This window comes from Desulfobacula sp., from assembly GCF_030145145.1.
Taxonomy (GTDB): domain Bacteria; phylum Desulfobacterota; class Desulfobacteria; order Desulfobacterales; family Desulfobacteraceae; genus Desulfobacula.
The window spans coordinates 1-20,736 of record NZ_JAQYWD010000017.1 but is presented as its reverse complement, the minus strand read 5'-3'; the positions used below and the strand labels follow the sequence as shown (position 1 = coordinate 20,736).

22 protein-coding genes are annotated in these 20,736 nt (G+C 42.1%); 13 read left to right on the top strand and 9 right to left on the bottom strand.

What is annotated here, in order from left to right; translation table 11 throughout:
• Position 1 precedes the first annotated feature (1 nt).
• The 4 genes from Q1Q15_RS11180 to Q1Q15_RS11165 form a co-directional block, all read right to left on the bottom strand.
• Positions 2 to 1,915 (bottom strand): AAA family ATPase, encoded by a 1,914-nt coding sequence (locus Q1Q15_RS11180; protein WP_300459675.1) that lies wholly within the window; start codon positions 1,913 to 1,915, stop codon positions 2 to 4.
• A gap of 387 nt (positions 1,916 to 2,302) precedes the next feature.
• Positions 2,303 to 2,683: a type II toxin-antitoxin system VapC family toxin gene (locus tag Q1Q15_RS11175; RefSeq protein ID WP_300459674.1), complete on the bottom strand. Its 381-nt coding sequence runs from the start codon at positions 2,681 to 2,683 to the stop codon at positions 2,303 to 2,305.
• Positions 2,673 to 2,918: a hypothetical protein gene (locus Q1Q15_RS11170; protein ID WP_300459671.1), complete on the bottom strand. Its 246-nt coding sequence runs from the start codon at positions 2,916 to 2,918 to the stop codon at positions 2,673 to 2,675. Before Q1Q15_RS11170 ends, Q1Q15_RS11175 begins: the two co-directional genes overlap by 11 nt.
• A gap of 179 nt (positions 2,919 to 3,097) precedes the next feature.
• The gene (locus Q1Q15_RS11165; protein WP_363320939.1) at positions 3,098 to 3,430 is read right to left on the bottom strand and encodes a type II toxin-antitoxin system VapC family toxin; all 333 of its coding nucleotides are present in this window, start codon (positions 3,428 to 3,430) and stop codon (positions 3,098 to 3,100) included.
• A 40-nt stretch (positions 3,431 to 3,470) separates the two neighbouring features.
• Between Q1Q15_RS11165 and Q1Q15_RS11160 the strand changes: the two genes are divergently transcribed.
• The 9 genes from Q1Q15_RS11160 (at position 3,471) to Q1Q15_RS11120 (ending at position 11,158) form a co-directional block, all read left to right on the top strand.
• The gene (locus Q1Q15_RS11160) at positions 3,471 to 3,965 is read left to right on the top strand and encodes a type II toxin-antitoxin system RelE/ParE family toxin (protein ID WP_300459668.1); all 495 of its coding nucleotides are present in this window, start codon (positions 3,471 to 3,473) and stop codon (positions 3,963 to 3,965) included.
• Positions 3,966 to 3,981: 16 nt separating this feature from the next.
• Positions 3,982 to 4,305 carry a HigA family addiction module antitoxin gene (locus Q1Q15_RS11155; protein ID WP_300459665.1) on the top strand — a complete coding sequence of 108 codons (324 nt, stop codon included), beginning with the start codon at positions 3,982 to 3,984 and terminating at the stop codon, positions 4,303 to 4,305.
• A gap of 573 nt (positions 4,306 to 4,878) precedes the next feature.
• Positions 4,879 to 6,045 (top strand): ATP-binding protein, encoded by a 1,167-nt coding sequence (locus tag Q1Q15_RS11150; RefSeq protein ID WP_300459662.1) that lies wholly within the window; start codon positions 4,879 to 4,881, stop codon positions 6,043 to 6,045.
• Positions 6,046 to 6,419: 374 nt separating this feature from the next.
• Positions 6,420 to 6,719: a nucleotidyltransferase family protein gene (locus Q1Q15_RS11145; protein WP_300459659.1), complete on the top strand. Its 300-nt coding sequence runs from the start codon at positions 6,420 to 6,422 to the stop codon at positions 6,717 to 6,719.
• On the top strand, positions 6,709 to 7,050 hold the full coding sequence (locus Q1Q15_RS11140) for a DUF86 domain-containing protein (RefSeq protein WP_300459657.1): 342 nt from the start codon (positions 6,709 to 6,711) through the stop codon (positions 7,048 to 7,050). Before Q1Q15_RS11145 ends, Q1Q15_RS11140 begins: the two co-directional genes overlap by 11 nt.
• Positions 7,051 to 7,367: 317 nt before the next feature.
• Positions 7,368 to 7,670: a type II toxin-antitoxin system RelE/ParE family toxin gene (locus Q1Q15_RS11135; RefSeq protein ID WP_300459655.1), complete on the top strand. Its 303-nt coding sequence runs from the start codon at positions 7,368 to 7,370 to the stop codon at positions 7,668 to 7,670.
• Complete coding sequence (locus tag Q1Q15_RS11130) at positions 7,660 to 8,757, top strand: HigA family addiction module antitoxin (RefSeq protein ID WP_300459653.1); 1,098 nt, start codon at positions 7,660 to 7,662, stop codon at positions 8,755 to 8,757. The genes Q1Q15_RS11135 and Q1Q15_RS11130 overlap by 11 nt, the downstream gene beginning before the upstream one ends.
• A 415-nt stretch (positions 8,758 to 9,172) precedes the next feature.
• Entirely contained in the window at positions 9,173 to 10,159 is a 987-nt protein-coding gene (locus Q1Q15_RS11125; RefSeq protein ID WP_300459650.1) for a transglycosylase SLT domain-containing protein, read from the top strand.
• A gap of 342 nt (positions 10,160 to 10,501) precedes the next feature.
• Positions 10,502 to 11,158: a PEP-CTERM sorting domain-containing protein gene (locus tag Q1Q15_RS11120; protein WP_300459647.1), complete on the top strand. Its 657-nt coding sequence runs from the start codon at positions 10,502 to 10,504 to the stop codon at positions 11,156 to 11,158.
• Positions 11,159 to 11,847: 689 nt separating this feature from the next.
• On the opposite strand, the gene Q1Q15_RS11115 is transcribed toward Q1Q15_RS11120, so the two are convergent.
• The 4 genes from Q1Q15_RS11115 to Q1Q15_RS11100 form a co-directional block, all read right to left on the bottom strand.
• Positions 11,848 to 12,891, bottom strand: a complete 1,044-nt coding sequence (locus Q1Q15_RS11115; RefSeq protein WP_300459644.1) for a prepilin-type N-terminal cleavage/methylation domain-containing protein — start codon at positions 12,889 to 12,891, stop codon at positions 11,848 to 11,850.
• 389 nt (positions 12,892 to 13,280) lie between these two features.
• On the bottom strand, positions 13,281 to 14,747 hold the full coding sequence (locus tag Q1Q15_RS11110) for a LamG-like jellyroll fold domain-containing protein (protein WP_300459641.1): 1,467 nt from the start codon (positions 14,745 to 14,747) through the stop codon (positions 13,281 to 13,283).
• 1,389 nt (positions 14,748 to 16,136) lie between these two features.
• The gene (locus tag Q1Q15_RS11105) at positions 16,137 to 16,394 is read right to left on the bottom strand and encodes a type II toxin-antitoxin system RelE/ParE family toxin (protein ID WP_300459639.1); all 258 of its coding nucleotides are present in this window, start codon (positions 16,392 to 16,394) and stop codon (positions 16,137 to 16,139) included.
• Positions 16,381 to 16,614 (bottom strand): CopG family transcriptional regulator, encoded by a 234-nt coding sequence (locus tag Q1Q15_RS11100; protein WP_300459637.1) that lies wholly within the window; start codon positions 16,612 to 16,614, stop codon positions 16,381 to 16,383. Before Q1Q15_RS11100 ends, Q1Q15_RS11105 begins: the two co-directional genes overlap by 14 nt.
• Positions 16,615 to 17,050: 436 nt before the next feature.
• On the opposite strand from Q1Q15_RS11100, the gene Q1Q15_RS11095 reads away from it, so the two are divergent.
• From Q1Q15_RS11095 to Q1Q15_RS11080, 4 genes are all read left to right on the top strand, one after another.
• Positions 17,051 to 17,314 (top strand): AbrB/MazE/SpoVT family DNA-binding domain-containing protein, encoded by a 264-nt coding sequence (locus tag Q1Q15_RS11095; protein ID WP_300459634.1) that lies wholly within the window; start codon positions 17,051 to 17,053, stop codon positions 17,312 to 17,314.
• Entirely contained in the window at positions 17,292 to 17,594 is a 303-nt protein-coding gene (locus Q1Q15_RS11090) for a hypothetical protein (RefSeq protein ID WP_300459632.1), read from the top strand. Before Q1Q15_RS11095 ends, Q1Q15_RS11090 begins: the two co-directional genes overlap by 23 nt.
• 241 nt (positions 17,595 to 17,835) lie before the next feature.
• Complete coding sequence (locus tag Q1Q15_RS11085; RefSeq protein WP_300459630.1) at positions 17,836 to 18,078, top strand: ribbon-helix-helix protein, CopG family; 243 nt, start codon at positions 17,836 to 17,838, stop codon at positions 18,076 to 18,078.
• Positions 18,075 to 18,485 carry a PIN domain-containing protein gene (locus tag Q1Q15_RS11080; RefSeq protein WP_300459627.1) on the top strand — a complete coding sequence of 137 codons (411 nt, stop codon included), beginning with the start codon at positions 18,075 to 18,077 and terminating at the stop codon, positions 18,483 to 18,485. Before Q1Q15_RS11085 ends, Q1Q15_RS11080 begins: the two co-directional genes overlap by 4 nt.
• Before the next feature lie 400 nt (positions 18,486 to 18,885).
• On the opposite strand, the gene Q1Q15_RS11075 is transcribed toward Q1Q15_RS11080, so the two are convergent.
• Positions 18,886 to 20,097 carry an AAA family ATPase gene (locus Q1Q15_RS11075; RefSeq protein ID WP_300459625.1) on the bottom strand — a complete coding sequence of 404 codons (1,212 nt, stop codon included), beginning with the start codon at positions 20,095 to 20,097 and terminating at the stop codon, positions 18,886 to 18,888.
• Positions 20,098 to 20,736 lie beyond the last annotated feature (639 nt).

The following is a 20,736-nucleotide window of genomic DNA, read 5'->3' as shown; positions in this document are numbered from 1 at the left end:
TTTACGGGGTCATTGGGTCGGCAATGGTGATATCAGGATCTGGTATCCAGAGTTTTCCGGTGATTTTCCAGTCAGATTGGGCAGCATCCGTATCCAGTCTGCGAAAATAAAGGACTTTGGTTCCCCGGTCCTGGAAGGTTTTGGACTGGTAAGTCTGGTGAAAAACAGCATAGGCCAGATGAGGCTCCAGGGGGTTGATGAGACAGATGGGTTCCGAAAAATTCAGCCGGATAAAGCGGCTCTGCTCAAGGATATCTCGTTTAATGGCCTTCATACGGGTTTTCGAGTATACAAGGGGCTGTTCCCTGCCCAGGGTATAGATGGCGGTCACATTGCTGAAATACCCCATGAGTTTTTCCGTATCCATGGACCGCCAGGTATCGGCCCAGTTTTGGACCACCCGGCGTACGCTGTCACCCCCCCCCTGCTCCGGGGGCTTTTCAAGTAAATCAAAGGACGCAAGGACGATAAGGGGGGTGATGGTTTTGCTCCCGGTCCGGATCAGCTGCCAGAAGTCGGGGTTGTCCAGCTCAAGCTTTTGGATATAGGCCATTTCAGGATGAAAGATAAAGGGGGTGTCCTGGGGGGAATATCCGGCCATGTAGACCCCCGAGGGGTATGGCCAGCTGACAGGCATTTCCGTGGATCGAAAGAATTCACCCTTTTTTTGTTTGACCATTAACAGGGTACCCCGGGCCTTATTGATCAGCCCCACCTGGACCACCCCCGGGGGCAAGGTTATCCACTGGTCCATAAAAGAAAATTCATTTATCACGGGCCCGGGTTGCCGGGGGGGCATTTCCATCACCACTGAAAGCTCGGGCTGCTGGGCAGGCGGTTCCGGCTCAGGGGTCTTGATGGCCACTGGATCAGGCTTTTTTTCCACGGGTGTTGGCTGGTTGCGGTAAGTTGGGGGCTGGGGGGGGGCAGCGTCGGTCATGGCAGTGGTAAGGGAAGACAAGGCCCTGGACACCAGGGGCAGATCCGGATTGACTCGTAAATACCCCCACAGGCCCACCATTAAAAAGAAAACCATTAACAGACCCCAGGTGGCCGGCCGGAAATACAAGCGGCCCGGGACCAGGGCAGCCGCACCGTCAATGCTCAGGATGGCCTTGTTCAGATGGCGCCGACTAATCCGGTCTTCCCCCCCGATAAAGGCCGCCATGAGGCACCGTTCACACACGATATTGATGAGCCGGGGAATTCCCTGGCTGTACTTATGGATGGCACCCAGGACCCCGGGCCGAAACGCCACCAGGGTTTCGCCCCGGTTCAGGGACGCGATCTCCAGACGATGGAAGATATACGACCGGGTTTCCTCCCGGGTCAACGGCTTCAACCGGTACCGCACGGTGATGCGCTGGGACAATTGTTTCAGCCCTTCCGAGCGGATTCTTTGCTCCAGTTCCACCTGCCCCACCAGGATGATCTGGAGGAGCTTTGCCTTTTCCGTCTCAAGGTTGGAAAGCATGCGCAGTTCTTCCAGGGTCTCATCCGGAAGGTTCTGGGCCTCATCCACGATGATGATCACCTGGTTGCCGGCCCGGGCCTGGTCCAGCAGAAAATCCCGGAACAAGGGAACCAAATTTCCCCGGGACGGCAGGTTCACCCGGGAAGTATCGATTTTCAGGTCCTGCATGATGATGGGCAGCAGATCTCCGGCCTGGATATTGGAATGCAGGATCAGCCCCACCACCACGGAATCGCCCATCTCCTTGAGGATCTTGCGCAGGAGCATGGATTTTCCCGTTCCGGGCGGACCCGTGATCTGGATAAACCCCTCCTTGGACTGGATGGAGTAGAGAAGGGTCTCCAGGGCATCCCTGTGGGTCTCACTGGGAAAAAAGAACTCCGGGTCCGGCGACAGCCCGAAAGGGGCTTCTTTTAATCCATAACGCTTTTTATAATCCAAACAAAAACTCCCCCGTTATAAACAACCGCCATGGAAACGATCCTTCCTGATATCATCAGCATATATGGAAACAGGCGATGCGCACCCACGGCTGAAAACACCCTATCTAATATCGTTAATTGGGGGATGTTGTCAAATTGAATTCATAAAAAACAGATGTTGTTCTGGTGACACCTTTGTTCTGGTGACACCTTACTTAATTAATGATAAAGATTATTATTCCTCTAACGATCTCACAATTAATTTTTTATTCTGCCCCGGCCTTGAGCCTGGGAGTTGCTGTCTCTATCCAAACCGCAGCAATTGAATTCAGTAAGATGTCCCCGGAATATCAGAGTAGAGTGTCCCCAGTCTCGTTTCTACCCTTGTCGAGCTGCATATTTAGCTTTAGGATGGCTTGAATATTTTCAGTTTCAAATCTTTTATCACTTTGAAATGTTTCGCATTGCTTGATGAAAGTATCATGTTGCTTTCTACTGCTGTCGCGGCTACAATAGCATCTCCTGAACGAATACTTGAACTCAATGTATATTCTTCAACATAGATTGAAGCACGATGCCCTATGTTTTCTGTCAATGGGAGAACAATAAACCCAAAAGAGCTTAAAAAGTCCTTTACAAGTTTATGCTGAGTTTTATTTTTAGCACATTGTAAAAGTTCCATGTAGGTCTGGATGGAAAGATACCTCTCCTGGTTTTTTTGCATCAGCGCTGCTGCTTTTTCATTGCCTCTTTGCGCCCATATAAAAATATCAGTATCAAATATCATCGTACCTGGAACCCCTTAATGTATCCAATTCATCCAAAACAGACCTGCAAGTGTTTGAGGCAATCATACCAAAAAAAGGATGCTCAGAAATCTTCAAATTTGTTGTCTGTTTTTTAGCGGGTATAAGAATTCCTTTGATTTTACCACGATAGAGAACCGTTACTTGTTCATTCCTATCGAGTGCTTTAAGCACATCATTCATCTTATATCTTAAATCAACCACTGTTGCTTTCATCAGGTACCTCCTTGCTTTAATGTATAGTCAAAATATACATTAAAGATTGATACCTTGCAAGATAATAGTATCCCGTCCTAAAAGTTCTGCCATGTTTTTTGGCAATTTAAGGAGTTGCCGGGGTCAGACCCCGATAAGTTGTGGTTATGGTTGTTCAACGGTTTTTTAAATTTGTGGTATTAAATAATATGGCAGTTATAATTTGAAAACTTGGAATCGTCAGACATCAGGGCAATTTTATTGACAAGGGCTTGTGCAATTATCATTCGGTCAAAAGGATCTTTATGGTGAAATGGTAATTTGCCCAGAGCCATCGCATGTGTTCCTGAAAAATCCAATATATCAATCTGCATTTGCTTTGCCATTTCAATGGGATCAAACTCAATATTGATTTTACCAATCGAAGATTTGATCATAAGCTCGGCAATACTCATAGCGCTCAAGAAAACTTCATTTGCCGGAGACTCCAGATCATAGCACCTTTTCTTGTTCTGGTGTCTTGTTCTGGTGATGTTCTGGTGACACCTTACTTAATTAACGATAAAGATTATTATGCCTCTAACGATCGCACAATTAATTTTATATTCTGCCCCGGCCTTGAGCCTGGGAGTTGTTGTCTCTATCCAAACCAAAGCAACTGAATTGAATAAGATGTCCCCGGAATATGAATACACCGAATACACCGAATACAAAAATTGCTGTTATATTGACGACAGTATTGAAATAGCATGGGTACCGTGCTATCATGTTTTTATGATAAATTCATTTTTGGATAAGGGAACGGAGGATATCTTTAATGGTAAAAATACAAAAGATGCCAGAAAAACTTGTCCTAAAAACCTTTGGAGAATCGCGGCCAGAAAATTAGATCAAATTGACTCTATCATTGAATTAGAAGAATTACGGGTTCCACCAGGCAATCAATTTAAATCATTATCTGGAGATAGAAAGATGGAACATAGTATCCGAATAAACAACCAATATAGAATTTGTTTTATTTGGAAAGACGGATGCGCAAATCAGGTAGAAATAGCTGACTACCATTAACAATATAGAGGTGACTATGATACGAATACCAACGGACAGAGAACCGACCCATCCTGGGGAAATGCTTCTCGAAGAATTTCTAATTCCAATGGGTATGACGCAAAAACAATTGGCAAAAGCCATACATGTCCCCTATCAACGGGTTAATGAAATTGTAAACAAAAGACGTGGCGTAACACCCAGCACAGCATTACGATTGGCAAAACTTTTTGAAATGTCAGAAGATTTTTGGATCAATTTACAGCTTCGATGGGATTTGTATCGGGTAAAACAAGCCGAAGCAGCTGATTTAAAAACGATTATACCGATTATACAAAACACCCTAAAGCTTCCCGCATAGATCAAGTGTTCTGCGGCCTTGAACCGGGGAGTTGCTGTCTCTATCCAAACCGAAGCAACCGAATTCAGTAAGGTGTCCCCCGAATAAACGCTTACTTTTCAAGCTGTCCAAAAGTGATCAGCACAAAACCCTCAATACTTTGCGAAAATTGGCAGATATGACATGGCAACAGGTATATTTAGATTATGGTCTAAAATGGGAAGTTATTCTATCACAAAAAGGCCCGGGCGGTAACAAACTTTACAGTTTTCGAATCGGCAAGGGATTTCGGGGAATAGCATATCGTGACGACTCATGGCTACGCCTGTTGTCGTTACATCCTGATCATGATTCAGCTTATCAGTGAAATGTTCTGGTGACACCTTACTTAATTAACAATAAAAATTATTATTCCTCTAACGATCTCACAATTAATTTTATATTCTGCACCGGTCTTGAGCCTGGGAGTTGCTGTCTCTATCCAAACCAAAGCAACTGAATTGAATAAGATGTCCCCGGAATATACGGAATTTAATAAGATGTCCCCGGAATATAAGCTTGCATTTCAACCACATCATGTGATATTTTACAAGTATGATACCAAGAAAGTTATACAAAACAATTGAAAAAACCTTAACTCAATCGCCCGTCACCGCGATAATTGGTCCCCGGCAGTGTGGGAAAACAACTCTTGCACGCCAATTCATCAAGGACCGGGCAGTCCATTTTTTCGATCTTGAAAACCCGGCTGATCAATTTGCTCTCGAAGACCCTATTTTTGCTTTGGAGCAATATCATAACAAATTGATCATAATAGATGAGGCCCAGCGCATGCCAGGACTTTTCCCGGCAATCCGAGTATTGGTGGACCAAAATCGAAAACCGGGGAGGTTTCTGCTGCTTGGATCAGCCTCACCTGATCTGCGGCGTCAAAGTGCAGAAAGTCTTGCTGGACGTATCATCACACTGGAATTAACCCCTTTTTTATTATCTGAAATAAATCCCAGGGCAACCCGCCTCGATGAGTTGTGGGTTCGGGGCGGCTTTCCCCCTTCCTTTATAGCGGATACCGCTTCCACAAGCCTGCAATGGCGAATACATTATCTGCGAGATGTGGTGGAGCGGGATTTAGGTTTACTCGGTTTTAATCTGCCCCCGGAAAGAATGTGGCGTTTCATGCAGATGCTTGCCCACAACCATGGGCAACCCTGGAACAAAGCACAACTCGCCAGAAGCCTTGACATAGGGGCAACCACAGCCGGTCGCTACCTGGATGCCATTCAACAGACGCTTTTGGTACGACGGCTGCAGCCATTTCATAAAAACCTGGGTAAAAGACTGATTAAATCCCCCAAGGTATATATCCGGGATACCGGTCTGCTGCATGCCTTGCTTGGTCTGAAAAACAGAGAACAACTTTTAGGTCACCCCGTAAGGGGAAATTCATGGGAAATCCTCGTCATTGAGCAAATGGCATCCTGCCTTCCTCTGGGTTGGGAACTGGGGTTCTGGCAAACAAGTGGCGGCAGTGAAATCGATTTGCTGCTCATTTCTGGTGGCCAGGTGGAAATCGCTATTGAAATAAAAGCTGGATTAACCCCACGACCCGGCCGAGGTTTCTACGAAGGATGTAAAAATTTAAAACCCAAAAAAGAATGGATAATTTATCCAGGGAATCGAATCATACCCCTTAACAAAGGCAAAACACTGGCACTACCCATTATAGAAGCTGTGAAACGACTATCGGAACAGACAATATAGGTTGTTCTGGTGTTGTTCTGGTGTTGTTCTGGTGATGTTCTGGTGACACCTTACTTAATTAACGATAAAGATTATTATGCCTCTAACGATCTCACAATTAATTTTATATTCTGCCCCGGCCTTGAGCCGGGGAGTTGCTGTCTCTATCCAAAACAAAGCAACTGATGTCCCCCGAATACAATAGGAAACAAATTGATATTATGAGGACAGTCTATTATAATGCAATTGATTTGTATCAAGGAAGGTATTTAAGTCATGAATATGCCACTATATGAATTGGCCCCTTTTGAGATTAGAAAGGCAGACGGGAAGCTTTAGAAATGATATAAACCGCAATGCCGAGAAGCCAGACGGCAAACACTGGAGAAAAAATTATGGCAGCAATAGACAAGCATTTCATTGAATTGTTTGATGTGCACAAAGAGGAAATTAAAAAAAGGTTCTCTGTGCAGTACCTAGCAGTTTTTGGATCAGTCTTAAAAGGTACTGCAACCCCAAGCAGCGATGTCGATATCCTGGTTCGATATCAAACCTCCCCCGGTCTTTTTGGCTTTCTTGATTTAAAACAATATCTCGAATCCATTGTGAACCGTCCTGTTGACTTGGTAACTGAAAATGCATTAAAAAAACAACTCCGTGATAAAATTATTAAGGAAGCTGTGCATGTCATATAGAGATTGGAAATTTCGTTTGGAAGATATTGCCGAAGCATTAGATAGAATCTTCGAATATACTCTAAGCTTAAATTATGCCCACTGGGTGAAAGACCAGAAAACGATTGATGCGGTTGTCAGAAATCTTGAAATAATAGGAGAAGCGGCTGCCAACACACCTGATCACATTCAGAAACAATTTTCCGATGTCCCTTGGTATAAAATGAAAGGAATGCGAAATATTCTTATTCATGAATATTTTGGCCTTGATAATGAAGTGTTATGGAAAACCATTCAAGAAGATTTACCTTCTTTAAAAGAAAAAATACAACAAGCTCTTACAAAAGCATAAAAAACCCTCTGCGGCCTCAACATTTCTATGTTCTGGTGACACCTTTGTTCTGGTGACACCTTACTTAATTAACGATATAGATTATTATTCCTCTAACGATCTCACAATTAATTTTATATTCTGCCCCGGCCTTGAGCCGGGGAGTTGCTGTCTCTATCCAAACCGAAGCAACTGAATTCAGTAAGGTGTCCCCCGAATACCGAAAGCAACTGAATTCAGTAAGGTGTCCCCCGAATAGAAATTATTTATTGACAACACACTTTTTTCATTTTATATTTTACCTTAAGGGTAAATTAAATCTGTTTGGGATTAGCTAATTGGATGTTATTTTTCGGACGCGGAAATTAAAAAAAGAATATACAAGTTTCAAGAGTGCTACAAAAGCATATGGTTTAACCGTTGCCCGCAAATATATTCAACGGGTAAACATTATAAAAAATGTTTTTGATATTGATGAACTTCTACTGTTACCGGGATTACGTTGCCATCCTCTAAAAGGAGGACGACAAGGGCAATACGCTCTCAAACTAACGGGTTTTTATAGATTGATTTTTAACCTTGATGGAAACCAAATGGAAATTGTGTGTATTGAGGAGGTGAGTAAGCATTATGGAGACTAAAGAAATTATTTGTTCTGATCTCCCGGTTCCGCCAGGTGAATACCTTGAAGAAATTATTGAAGAACTGGGTATAAGCAAGAATGAACTTGCACAAAGGATGAATCGCCCTGCTCCAAAACTAAGTGCTATTTTCAAGGGGGCTAAGGCAATTACTCCAGACACTGCACTTCAGTTGGAAAAGGTTGTCGGAGTACCGGCACATATTTGGACGGGTCTAGAAGCTGATTATCGACTTACTTTGGCACGACAGAACGAAATTCTCGAGCAAAAAAGACTTAAAGAGGAGATCAAGCTTGTTACCAAATTTCGTTACGCCGATTTGGTCAAATTAAATATCATAAAAAAGAGAACTCGTCCAACTGATAAAATTTTAGAATTACATAAATTCTTTGGCGTAACGGCATTAAAAACTATTTACAACTTGCCTCGTTATCAGACTGCATTTAGATTCGGAGGAGGTAAAAAACAAAAGGCATCATCTGAAGCTATCACCTCATGGTTGAGGATAGGAGAACTAAAGGCTCAAAAACAGTTCTTACCAGCGTTTGATAAAAACAGATTTAAAAAATCTATTCAAGAGATAAGATCTTTAACTGCACGTGAACCAGATAAGTTTCAGGATGAACTGCGTCAAAAATTAGCAGACTCAGGGGTTGTATTGGTTTTATGCCCACATCTACCTGGAACTTTTGTTCAGGGTGCAACATTCTGGCTCGGGAAAAATAAAGCTGTTATTATGATGACCATACGGGGCAAATGGGCAGATATTTTTTGGTTTAGCCTGTTTCATGAACTCGGTCATATATTGTTACATGATTGTAATTCCGTATTTCTTGAAACGGATAGCACCGAATCAGCAAGGGATGAAAAAGAAGACGAAGCCGATCAATACGCAGCAGAGACGCTTATACCATCATCTAAGTTTGAATTGTTTATAAAGGAAGGAAATTTTTACAAAGACAATATTATTCAATTCGCGAATGAGGTCCAAATACCGCCTGGTATTGTTGTTGGACGTCTTCAACATGAAAAATACATTAAAAATGAATGGCATAATGATTTAAGAATCCGATATGATTGGACATAAAATTTTAATAGTTTGACCCCAAAAATACTGGATGTTCTGGTGACACTTTACTTAATTAACGATATAGATTATTATTCCTCTAACGATCTCACAATTAATTTTATATTCTGCCCCGGCCTTGAGCCGGAGAGTTGCTGTCTCTATCCAAACCAAAGCAACTGAATTCAGTAAGGTGTCTCCCGAATAGAATATCTTCGGCCTTGAGCCGGGGATTTGCTGTCTCTATCCAAACCGCAGCAATTGAATTCAGTAAGGTGTCCCCCAAATATGTCCCCCAAATACCGAATAGCGAATAGTGAATATCAATATAATAAAAAAATCCAGGGTCTTGCTGTTATCCCTTGACCCTGGATCGGTCTTCCGGTTATCCTGGCAACCTTGAAAGGATTCACTAAAAAAAGTGTAAAAACAACCCATGGCTAAACAAAAGGATCGAAATTTTTTCATTGCACTCTTAGGGATAGGAATCCTTGTTTTCATCCTGTCCGGGGTCACGGCAATGGCCGCCCTGTACAGCGTTGAGGATGAACACGGCAACGTGCACATCACCGACACCCCCCCGGATGACACCTACCACCTGCTCTTGACCACGTTCAAGACACCCCGGACCTTTAAAAAACTCGTGGGAACCGGCCTTCATCACCTGGACATGATCCAGGCCATGGCCCGGGAAGCAAACGTGCCCTGGAACCTGGTCATGGCCATCATCAAGACTGAATCCAATTTTGATCCCATGGCTGTTTCGTCCAGGGGCGCCAAAGGATTGATGCAGCTCATGCCCGGGGTGTGCAAGGATTACAACGTCAAAGACCCCTTTGATGTCAGGGAAAACATCCGGGCCGGCACCCGGTATTTCCGGTGGCTCTTTGACCGGTTCAAGGACGTCACCCTGGCCATGGCCGCCTATAATGCCGGACCGGGCCGGGTGGATCAATACAATGGGGTCCCGCCGTTCAAGGAGACCCAACAGTATATACAAAAGGTGCTCTGGTACTATGATTTTTATGAAAAAAAACAACCCCTTTTAACCCTGCCCCAGGTGTCAGCTTTTTTTGACCAGGGAATCCAGGCCCTGGACCGGGGGGACCTGGCCCTTGCCGCCACCCGCTTCAGCACCGTGGTGCGCCGATTCCCGGATTCTCCCGAGGCCAATTACAACCTGGCCCTGATATCCGGGCAAATAGGACACCCGGACCGGGCCATTACCCTGTACCAGAAGGCCCTGGCCATCAGCCCCTACTTTAAGGAGGCCCACTACAACCTGGCCATTCTCTATGAACAAAAGGGCATGGTGACCCGGGCCATTGATACTTGGAAGGGGTATCTGAGAGCTGAGACCCGGCTCGAGGAGATGCGAAAGGCTATGGGTTATATTCGGGAGCTTGGTATGGTGGGTGAGTGACCCTGGAAAATGTTTTTCCAAAAGCATTACATTTATTTCCTTTTTTATAACCTTTTTTACTCAACTCCTCATAATAAAAAAACCATTAATTTTATCCCCTTAATAATTTTCCGTCATACTATTTATTTTTACAACTTCTAAAAGATTTTCCCTGCTGACGTCCCATAAAGATACCATGTATAAAGTTCATGATGTCTTTGCCCTCAGTTACCGCAACGCCAATATACCTGAAATCAGCCAAGCTTGAGCCTAAATATTTAGTTCATCTTGGCACAATCTATGCATTCAATATAGAGTTAGCAACATAGGCGAATTATCTATTTAAACTACAAGGAGGAAAACATGAAGAAGTTGTTATTATTATTGATTGTCTTATTACTAACATGGGGTTTGACTGGAAGTGCTGGGGCTTCCACCATAATCCAAAACCCAAGTTTCGAAGATACACCGGCCATGGACGAATGGACCATAACTGCTGCAAACGGAGGGACTGCACAACTATACGATTCAAATGATGCATGGACGATAGGCACCCAGTCACAAAAGTATACCCCCACCAATCTCACGTATTACGCAGGACTCATGGAAACAGTAACCATATCACAGGCGATTGATTGGAACGCCGGTACAAAATTGTCATTTGATTACGCATGGATAAATAATGGTGGTCAAAATCCAGACAACGCTTGGCTATATGTTACAGGTGAACCTAACGTACAATTAGCCATCGGGACAAATATTGCGTCCGTCGGCGATGGAACATGGACCCCTTATACAAAGACCTTCTCCAGCGCCATAACCGGATTTTTAACTTTCGGATCATTAGGCACCGATGACTCTCTAAGGTCTGCATTGTTATTAGACAATATATCAGTTATTTCTCCACAACCTGTACCTGATCCTGATCCAGCCGCCGCTGTGCCTGAGCCAGCCACCGTAATTTTGTTTGGCCTTGGTCTTCTTGGTGTAGCCGGAGTGAGCAGAAAAAAGACGTCATAAAATTTTAGCACCTTTGTGTCCCAGTGTAGGGCATTACTGTTTCACTCGGTTCTGCCCTACTAACTTTACCTTTTCCAAACAATCTGCTTACAACTTCCTGCTACCTTGAAACATACTGTTATCAAAACTCATGAGACAAAAAGTTTCCAGCAGGAGAGACAGCGACGAAGCCCTTGCAATGCCATGGTAAACTCACTGGCGCAGAAACTGCCAGACATAGCCATGATTATCCTGTCATCAGCATATTCATACAGTTTCATCATCAAGGTGCAATGTTCAATAGAATTGTACTGGGATTTCACATCTTTCTTGCAGAAAAACTTTTAGTTTGGCAGGTTACTCGTCACTTCCCGGACAGCCCTTTTAAGTCCGCCGCGTCCCGTCCAAGGGATGACAGGGTTCAAAATAAATAGGGTTCAAGCTTGTCCTGGAGAATACCGGGTAATACTTTTATGACCAGTGTGTCAATAGAAGACCTCATTGCAATGGTTTTACCGCAAGCCAGAGTAATCGTAAAACTGGGGCCTGGCCTACCACGAAAAACCGAATGGGAAACAAATTATCGAAAATCCCATTTCATCTTTGCACGTTTTAAGAGGAACCAGGTGCAAAAGATTCTGGACAGGGTTTTACCCCAGGGTCTTTCGGAATGACCCTGCTATCATATGACATTACTTTTAAATTAATAGCTATGGTATGATATCATCGTCATCGTCATTTATACCGTCCCCATCATGATCATCATTGCCCACTCCCACTTCTGAAGTTAGTCCATCGGGGCCCATGGAGAAAAATTTATGAAACCTTGGATTGTCGCTTGGATAGGGAGGGCCTTGAGCACCAGCAATAACCGCTAGGTTTGACCATCCCCATTGGTATTCGTTGTTCCATGGATCATTTCTGTATTGGGTGGACAGATTGTAAACATTGAGTATGGTACTTATAGCACTGATCGGATCAATTGACGGATCAAGAGGATCGATAAAGGAACAGTCATAATTATCATCATTTATATTAATACAGGTATCAATCTGATCCAATGTCGGTCCTCCGCAATTCGGGTCATTTCTTAATCCTGAAATTGGAGGACAACCAGCCCCTTTTGTATAAGGTAAAGCTAAAATACATGACAAGTCACCAAACCAAGGATCAGGATCATCCACAATTGAAGGATTTCCTCCATTTTCCATACCTTCATAAAGCGCATCAAAGGCATGCACTTTTGTTTGTAAGACCTTTAATTCCGCGATGGCAATTTCAACAGCCTCTTCAGACACATTGATATTCAGGGTAATGTCATCTCCGCCGCCTGCGACTTGGTCAGGGCCGTAACTGGTAAGCCTGCCTTCGATGCCATCCCGGTCAATGCCGTTCCAGACGGTACTTCCAGGATTATTAACGTTGCCATCGTATATCAAATAGCGCCCCCAGGCATCCAGCCGGAATTTGGGTTCCAGATTGAGGGCGCTGTCTCCCACGGGTACACCGACATTGACAGTCGCAACAACAAAATCGCTGGTGGCCGGGGGAAGATATTCATGCCCCCGATAGAACTCCCGGGCCTTTTTTGCAATGATTTCCATGTTGGTTTTGGTGGTGGCAATATTACCCGTGGCCTTCATGGAAGAGGTAATGCTAATAGCAAAATAGGAGATGATCCCGATGATCGAGATCACAATGAGAAGCTCAAGGAGAGTGAAGCCATTATTGTCCAGTGATTTATACCGTGTCATTTGCGTGTCTCCGTTTTGATCCATGGGTTTATATATGAGTCGTGCGATATGAGTTTTGAGTAGTGAGAAAAAAATGTCAATTTAGCTCCTCCCAATACTCATAACTCACAACTCATAACTTTACTAATATTTATTGTGCCCGCAAAGGCATGGGAGTTATTCCTATTATTCATAGGGGTTAAGTTAGCAACCCCCCTGTAAAAAGTCAAGATGAATGCCACCCCTGGGGCCATTTGACTCAGGGCTTCCTGGTTGGTTATCCCAGCCAGATGATTATTATGTCGCATTCTGATAATTCTCAACTTTCTCGATTGCTCCTTAAAAATATTCATCTTGATTTCTGTTTTAGTTTACAGTGTAGAATCTAAAGTCGATATTGCCCGCATATATCAGTAGGTGGCAAAGATTGCTGCAACGTCCGCGTCGGAGATGGCCACGTTGTAGATTAAGATTTCATCGATCAAACCGAAGAAATTATTGCCTGAGCCGTCCCGTCCGATCCAATAGTGTTCATCGCTTTCAAGGTTACCGACTGGACCTGGTGAACCTGGCATCAGGGTTGCTGGATACGGGGCGCCCTGATGATAAAGTTTAATAACCTGGGATGAACTCTCCCACACTGCAACAACATGGTGCCAAGATCCAGTGGATAAAGTGGCATTGCTTCTGGCCTCAACATAATTTCCAGAAGGATCCTCTACTCTGAAAACAAGAACTTTGCCAAGAGCAGGGTCGCCATCTACAAAAAATTCTATTGTGGTTGAATCGGATGACCTGGTTCCATAAATCGGCCTTATTCCGTTGGAAGCTACGTCAACATTTATCCAGATGCTGATAGCATAACCACCTGTCCCAGGGTCGAGAATAGGAAGGCTGTTAAGTCTGACATAATTGTTAGAACCATCTAATATCAAGGAGTAAGTACCCCCCCCAGGCGGTTTATCCACTGCCGACCGGTTAGCGCCGCCAACAATCTGTCCGTTTACGATATAACTGCCCATATCCGGCTGCGGCGAATTCTGATTCACCTCGTTGAATCGGCCGTTTACTATGATGGAAGAGGTCTGGGGCAGGCCGCCGGGGCAGGTGACCGTCAGGCTGGACAGGACAAGATCATCGGAGTTAGAAGGGTCCCCGTATGGTCCGTCTGGCCCGGATGACCGTATTTCTGAGTCGCTGATGATATACTGCTGAAGCCAGGCATCCTGTATGAACTCATCACCCAGTGCAAACGGAATGACAATATCTGTGATAACATCTGTGATGGGTGGTGACGGGCTGATACACCTCAAAGCGAGTGCCCTGAGTTTTTTCTGGAGAACCCGCATTTCCGTGAGACTTATTTCAATGCCTAGTTCCCTTAAATTTACCGGAACAAGGATATCATCTCCCTGGGTTGAATAGGGAGGAATATTCACCGACTGGCGGATCTGGTCAGACCCCGAGCTGATGATTACAGCTCCTACATATTTGTTATTACCGTTGTCATTAACACGGACATCGGTGATATCTGTGACAACACCGGGATCGTAATGAAAAAATTGTCCCCAGGCATCGTACCGGAAGTGTTGTTCCAGTTTGAGGGCATCCACTGGGATTCGGTTATTCGGGTCGGAAGGGAGCAAGTGGGTCGTTAGGATGGTGGGGAAGTCTTCTTGATGCCCCCTGTAATATTGTTGCAGGGCATCACGAATGATGGTCATCTTGTCGACAGTTTTGTTGTTCTTTGCTGCCGTCTGGAGTTTAAGGCTCAACATGACCCCCCCGGCGGTCATGACTCCCAGTATCGTGAAAAGGAGGACAATGGTGATCAGCGAAAACCCTTTCTGATTGGCAGGGATATGATGAAATTTCATGAATCTGTTTCCTTTATGACAGCAAATTGTGTTTGTGCCAGCAAATAAGTAATTTATAGGATAGGCGGATGGTTTTTGTCAAGTTAATCCGATGAAAGTCACGATTTCATGGGGGTCAGGCTTGCGTTATTGACGCTTTTACCGACTGCTGTTCCCCTAACTTTTCAGGCTGTGATCAAAAGCATGGGGCCTGATAAAAGATTCAGCCTGCAATAACAAAAGCCTGACCCCCTTTCCCTTCACAACGCCGGGTTCTCTATTTTAAAATTCCACAAGGTTTGGTAAAGTCTAACGGATTTCAACGCCTCGATCAAGGATGTCAGCACCCATGATGTGATTTATCTGTCGTAAAAACATGATACCTGTTAATGGATGTTCGCCTGCAATTAAGAATGGTGACATTTTTTGGACAAAATGTTAGAAAAAGTAAGACCTAAAAGTTAAAAGGACGCACCATGCAGAAGGAAACCGTTAAAGAACCGGAAGATGTTGAAATAGACGCACAAGAGCTGGACTTAGCCGATTATCCGTTGGATGACATTCTCATTCGCACCAGTTAACTCACCATCCGTCAGGTAATTGAGGAGATTGATGAAGAACTATATATTCTTGATCCTGATTTTCAAAGAGATCAGGCGGACAAATTTAATCCTTTATTTTATAGACGAGAAAGCACCTGGTCGCGCAAAACTCGATATTTTTGATCGAGTGAACAGCGGCTCCACTCTCACTAAACACCACTTTTTCAAACCCTGGGCCTAATTGATGTAAATGGGTTTACTATCTTCAGTCGGTCTTCAAGAAGAAAGCCATTCTGCATATCTTCAGATATCAAATAATTTGCATCGCAATCTAAAGCGACCTTGTATAAATGCATAAAGCCAAATATTTGTATCGATGAAATATGTCGCTTCCAGGTCTATTTTAAAAGCGCTCATAGATTTCTTCTCTCAACAGAGGCGAAAACTGTTTTGATTTAACAGGAGTTAACAACAACTCATCAATAATATCCGTTTGCCTGGCTTTTTGCTCACTTAAAATAATAACCTTTACAGTATCCCCGGTTCTTTGCCTGAATTTTTCAGGAATGTATCCCTGTAGGAATGTATCCCTGAATGTATCCCTGTCGGACCAAGTTAATCTATTGAAAATATATAACAAATTTACAAAAAAACGCCGTTAAAATCGGCTTAGATTAACGTTTTTAGCCCCAAAAACACCACTTTAAGAAAAATGGCCCGTGCTAATAGATAATATATCCCAAATTGCATCTGGCACATTACCCATCGGTGCCACAAAAGGGAATGTTTATTAAAATTCCGGAAAAACAAAAAGAATTGGGGAAACTGGCTGTTTGAGGCAAAAAAAACGCCATGGCTGCCATTCGCTTCAGCTATATATATTTTTACGATGCCCAACTTTGACAATCCAAATGGAAAGCTGGTCATCTTGTATGGAGTAGACAATGCGATATCTGCCATATCTCAAACGATATTTTTCCTGGCCGCTTAGTTTTTTACACCCGGATTGACGTGGGTTATTACCGAGAGATTCGATACAGGTAAGAATTTTTGTTAAATCCTTATCCGGTATTGATTTAAAATCTTTCCAAACCGAAGATTTGAAAAAAATTTTATATGCGGCCATCTTTTTTAAGCCTCTTAACCATTTGCTCGTAGCTGATCAAGGACTCATCAGCTCTTTCATCAAAGGCAGAAAGGTCTTCAGCATCCTCAGCAAGAGCTTCTCTCAGTGCTTCATTGATTATCTCTGACATAGAGCGCGATGTTTCAAGAGATTTTAGTCGTAATGCCTGATGAAGGACTGGATCTAAATAGATGGTTGAACGTTTTGATAATGGTGCCATAATTTCACCTCTAAATTTTTTATTTTAGCAGTATAACGTCATGACGTTTTAATGTCAATTTTTTGGAAACGAATTTTGTGTCCTTTAAGAATTGGGGAAATTGGCTGTTTGAAGCAAAAAAACGCTGAAACGAATGAAAAAATTTTCAGGGATACAGGGCCTTTTTTTAGCCCTTACCACGCCATTTATTTTACCGAATTCCTTTTATGAAATGGTGTCTGTACTTTTGAAGTTAAGGCATCGTGGTGTCTGAATTTAAGTGAGCAGAGGTGTCTCAATTTTTGTGAGCGCTATAGACCAGGACCGATATCATGGGCCATGAGTGCCTCTTGAAAACATCATCATAAATTGACATATTGACAAAACGTCATAATGAGATTATATTGTTTTCATGTCTATGGTCCAAATACAATCTATCAATAGAAAGGAAATAATTATGATTGTAACGATGGATAAAAGAGGAAGCATCAGTTTGCCTGTTTCAATAAGAAAAGATCTTGGGATTAAACCCGGCAGCCATCTTGAACTTTCAGTGGACGCTGATGGCGCAATTTATCTTTACCCTGTTGAATTTTATCGAACAATAAGACTAAATGATTCCGGTCTATTAAAATTAAAGGAAGCCAGGGACTCGGAAACAGACAAACTCCCGGATTGGTTTGAAAAGGAACGCAACAATGCCGAAATTGATTCCAAATAAAAAATTTATTTCTGATTTGGAAAAATTTAGACATCAAAAATCATTATTAAAAAAAATTGCGAAAACCATAAATTTCTTAGAAGAGAATCCCCGTCATCCCGGCTTGAGAATTGAGCGCATTATGAATGATCCGACTGCATGGTCTGCCCGTGTGGACAAAAGGTGTAGAGTTTCATTTGAGCCGGAGGCTTTCCTGACAACCGGCTCTCCTGATTGGTCGTCCAAACTTAAACTATTACGTATTCTTGACCACGATGATCTTTATAAAACACCCCGCTAATCCGTCACTACAAGACCATTTTTCCCTGAAACCCGGGGACAGAATCCACATATCAACAAAGGATGACAAGATGTCCGGAAAACACTTATGAGAAATCGATCAAAACAAATTTTCCGTGAGCATGGCGGCCTTGAACCTTTGGACAGTAAACAGGTTGCCGGTAAGCACCGCGATTATTTTAATCAACCATTTGACATCACAATATCAACGTATTACAATTCGTATTACGGAGGTGACAAAAATGATTACATTAAGACTCGATCCAGATTTAGAGCAAACGATAACCAATACAGCAAAGAATCTTGGCCTTACAAAATCTGATTTAATCCGAAAAAGTATCCTTGAATATCTAAGAAAACTTGGGAAACAAAATGCATGGGAGGCAGGACAGGACCTTTTTGGAAAGTATTCATCAGGTTATCACAATTTGTCTTCTGATCGAAAAGAAATCGTTAAGGATAAAATAAAGGCCAAAAGGGGATGAAAAAGATTTTAATTGATTCGGGACCATTGATCGCTTTATTCGATGCATCAGACAAGTATCATGAAGAATCTGTTAATTTTATAAAAATCAACAAAGATCCTTTAATTACGACCCTTGCTTCAATAACAGAAACGCTTCATTTGCTGGATTTTAATCGAAATGCTCAGATTGATTTTCTGGAGTGGGTAAGCAGAGGTGCGGTTGAAATACACAATATCCAAAATATCGATTTTAAACGATTAAAATCGTTAACTGAAAAATATCGTGATTTACCAATGGATTTTGCTGATTCTTGTCTTGTGTATATAGCAGAAAAACTCGACATCTATACCATCGCCACCATTGATAGAGATTTTACAATCTATCGAATCAAAGGAAAGAAAAAATTTAAAACGATTCTTTCATAATGGCGAATGGGGGGTCTCATAAGGTATACTTGCAAGGTATACTTCAGGTATACTTGTCGGGTATACTTGTTTGTCGGGTATACTCGGGTATACTTGTCGGACCAAGTTAATACATTAAAAATATAGAACAAATTTTAAAAACATGCCGTTAAAATCGGCTTAGATTAACGTTTTCAGCCCCAAAAACACCACTTTAAGAAAAATGCCCCGTGCGAATAGACTTATATCCCAAATTGCATCTGGCCCATTACCCATCAGTGCCACAAAAGGGAATTTTTATTAAAAGTCCGGATAAACAAAAAGAATTGGATAAACATCATGAGAAAAAATCCAATAATCGGTAAATTAATCGGCATAACCATCGAAGTCCACCAAACATTAGGCCCTGGGCCTCCTGGAATCAATATAAAAACCCGAACAGGTATAATGGTATTTCATGTTTACTGCCATAAAGGATATCATCCTTGACCAGCCAGGCATTGTCCAGATTGTGTTTTATCTGCTTTTTTGTTTTGTTTTTCCCACCAACTTCAAAGATCGTTTGATCGACTTCAAAATCACTTGTTTTGCTATAATGAATCTTATACCCGGCATTCTTAATCATTTTAATAAAAAATATCTCCCGAATCGTTCCAATTTTTGATGCATGCCCAATTTCTTCACTGATGGATTGATAGAGATCAGGATTATCTAAATATATTTTTTCTGTCGACCTTAACATATTAGCCCCTGATTTATTTTTCCCTATGAGCTCTATCAGGCCTGTTTCCTGTAATATATTTAAATAGTTTCGAATGGTTCGATTATCCAAACCGATATTTTTAGAAATGCTGTTTTTATTCAATTCTCCAGGTGGAATGGTTGCCAGATATGACAGTATTCTTTTAAAACTGGATAAATTTGCTGTTTTTAACCGGTAAAAATCAGAGATATCTTCATAAATTGTTTTTTGAATTATCCTGATAATTTTCTGGTGATATGTTGTTTCATCTTCCAGATAAAATGGGTAGAACCCTTTACCCAGGTATTTCTTAAAATGCCCTTTTATTTTCTTTATGCCGGTGGTTTTTTTTTCTATTTCACTCCTGTTGTTCAGGATTTCATTCAAGGTAACCGGTTCAACATCGGCGGTGCCATTGAACAACAAATATTCTCTGAATGACATCCCACAGATCCGGTAAAGCACTCCCCTTCTTGACAGGTCATATGTCCCCTTTATCAGGTTGATGCTTGAACTGCCGGAAAATACAACTTTGATATCCGGGTATGAATCATATATGTTTTTTAATTCCTGATTCCAGTTCGGATATTTATGTATTTCATCAAAAAAATAATAGCGCACACCATAATCATCATATAGTTCAGCAACAAAATCGATTAATAAATGGTTTGAAAAATATAGATTGTCAATTGAGACATAAATACAGTCATCTTTATTGTCAATTTTTTCATTGATAAATTGCAGCAATAAAGTTGTCTTGCCTGTTCCCCTTGGCCCGATTAATCCTGTCAGGCGGTTGACCATGTTAAATTGTTTATAAATGTAACGATGATTTTTATACCGGGTATTTTCAAGCAGCCGTTTGTATGTGGCTATAAAATTGTCAATCATTTGAGTGTAATCCTATTATTATCTATTATTATTGGATTGTAATCCAATACTTGACAAATGTCAAACGGGGCAAATAAGAATTATCCAATCCCAGCTTCCTGGTCTGCCGAAAAAAACAGGGTCTTGCCGTGGCCGGCATTGACCTTCCCCGGAACCTGAAAAAACGGACAAATTGAATTTTGAAGTTTCAGTTTGTCCAATAATGATATATGTTTATCATTATTCTTTTTAAACATGGGAAACAAACATGTCACACATCAAAAGAGATCTGGAAAAACACCTTTTATACATGGCAGCAAAATATCCGGTTGTCACGTTAACCGGTCCCAGGCAATCAGCCCATTGGTATACTGGTATACGGTCGGACCAAGTTAATATATTGAGAATATAAAACAAATTTAAAAAAAATGCCGTTAAAATCAGCTTAGATTAACGTTTTAAGCCCCAAAAAAAACACTTTAAGAAAAATGGCTCGTGCTAATAGACATTATATCCCAAATTGCATCTGGCATATTACCCATCGATGCCACAAAAGGGAATTTTTATTAAAATTCCGGAAAGACAAAAAGAATTGGGTAAATTGGCTGTTTGAAGCAAAAAAACGCTATGGCTTGTGTATATTGAATTTTGCTGTAACAT

What these genes read in the sequence shown, in the direction of transcription:
- Q1Q15_RS11175 (WP_300459674.1), bottom strand. Translation starts at nt 2,683, where the DNA reads ATGATATTTGATACTGATATTTTTATATGGGCGCAAAGAGGCAATGAA.
- Q1Q15_RS11170 (WP_300459671.1), bottom strand. Translation starts at nt 2,918, where the DNA reads ATGAAAGCAACAGTGGTTGATTTAAGATATAAGATGAATGATGTGCTT.
- Q1Q15_RS11160 (WP_300459668.1), top strand. Translation starts at nt 3,471, where the DNA reads ATGCCTCTAACGATCGCACAATTAATTTTATATTCTGCCCCGGCCTTG.
- Q1Q15_RS11155 (WP_300459665.1), top strand. Translation starts at nt 3,982, where the DNA reads ATGATACGAATACCAACGGACAGAGAACCGACCCATCCTGGGGAAATG.
- Q1Q15_RS11150 (WP_300459662.1), top strand. Translation starts at nt 4,879, where the DNA reads ATGATACCAAGAAAGTTATACAAAACAATTGAAAAAACCTTAACTCAA.
- Q1Q15_RS11145 (WP_300459659.1), top strand. Translation starts at nt 6,420, where the DNA reads ATGGCAGCAATAGACAAGCATTTCATTGAATTGTTTGATGTGCACAAA.
- Q1Q15_RS11140 (WP_300459657.1), top strand. Translation starts at nt 6,709, where the DNA reads ATGTCATATAGAGATTGGAAATTTCGTTTGGAAGATATTGCCGAAGCA.
- Q1Q15_RS11130 (WP_300459653.1), top strand. Translation starts at nt 7,660, where the DNA reads ATGGAGACTAAAGAAATTATTTGTTCTGATCTCCCGGTTCCGCCAGGT.
- Q1Q15_RS11125 (WP_300459650.1), top strand. Translation starts at nt 9,173, where the DNA reads ATGGCTAAACAAAAGGATCGAAATTTTTTCATTGCACTCTTAGGGATA.
- Q1Q15_RS11120 (WP_300459647.1), top strand. Translation starts at nt 10,502, where the DNA reads ATGAAGAAGTTGTTATTATTATTGATTGTCTTATTACTAACATGGGGT.
- Q1Q15_RS11115 (WP_300459644.1), bottom strand. Translation starts at nt 12,891, where the DNA reads ATGACACGGTATAAATCACTGGACAATAATGGCTTCACTCTCCTTGAG.
- Q1Q15_RS11110 (WP_300459641.1), bottom strand. Translation starts at nt 14,747, where the DNA reads ATGAAATTTCATCATATCCCTGCCAATCAGAAAGGGTTTTCGCTGATC.
- Q1Q15_RS11105 (WP_300459639.1), bottom strand. Translation starts at nt 16,394, where the DNA reads ATGGCCGCATATAAAATTTTTTTCAAATCTTCGGTTTGGAAAGATTTT.
- Q1Q15_RS11100 (WP_300459637.1), bottom strand. Translation starts at nt 16,614, where the DNA reads ATGGCACCATTATCAAAACGTTCAACCATCTATTTAGATCCAGTCCTT.
- Q1Q15_RS11095 (WP_300459634.1), top strand. Translation starts at nt 17,051, where the DNA reads ATGATTGTAACGATGGATAAAAGAGGAAGCATCAGTTTGCCTGTTTCA.
- Q1Q15_RS11090 (WP_300459632.1), top strand. Translation starts at nt 17,292, where the DNA reads ATGCCGAAATTGATTCCAAATAAAAAATTTATTTCTGATTTGGAAAAA.
- Q1Q15_RS11085 (WP_300459630.1), top strand. Translation starts at nt 17,836, where the DNA reads ATGATTACATTAAGACTCGATCCAGATTTAGAGCAAACGATAACCAAT.
- Q1Q15_RS11080 (WP_300459627.1), top strand. Translation starts at nt 18,075, where the DNA reads ATGAAAAAGATTTTAATTGATTCGGGACCATTGATCGCTTTATTCGAT.
- Q1Q15_RS11075 (WP_300459625.1), bottom strand. Translation starts at nt 20,097, where the DNA reads ATGATTGACAATTTTATAGCCACATACAAACGGCTGCTTGAAAATACC.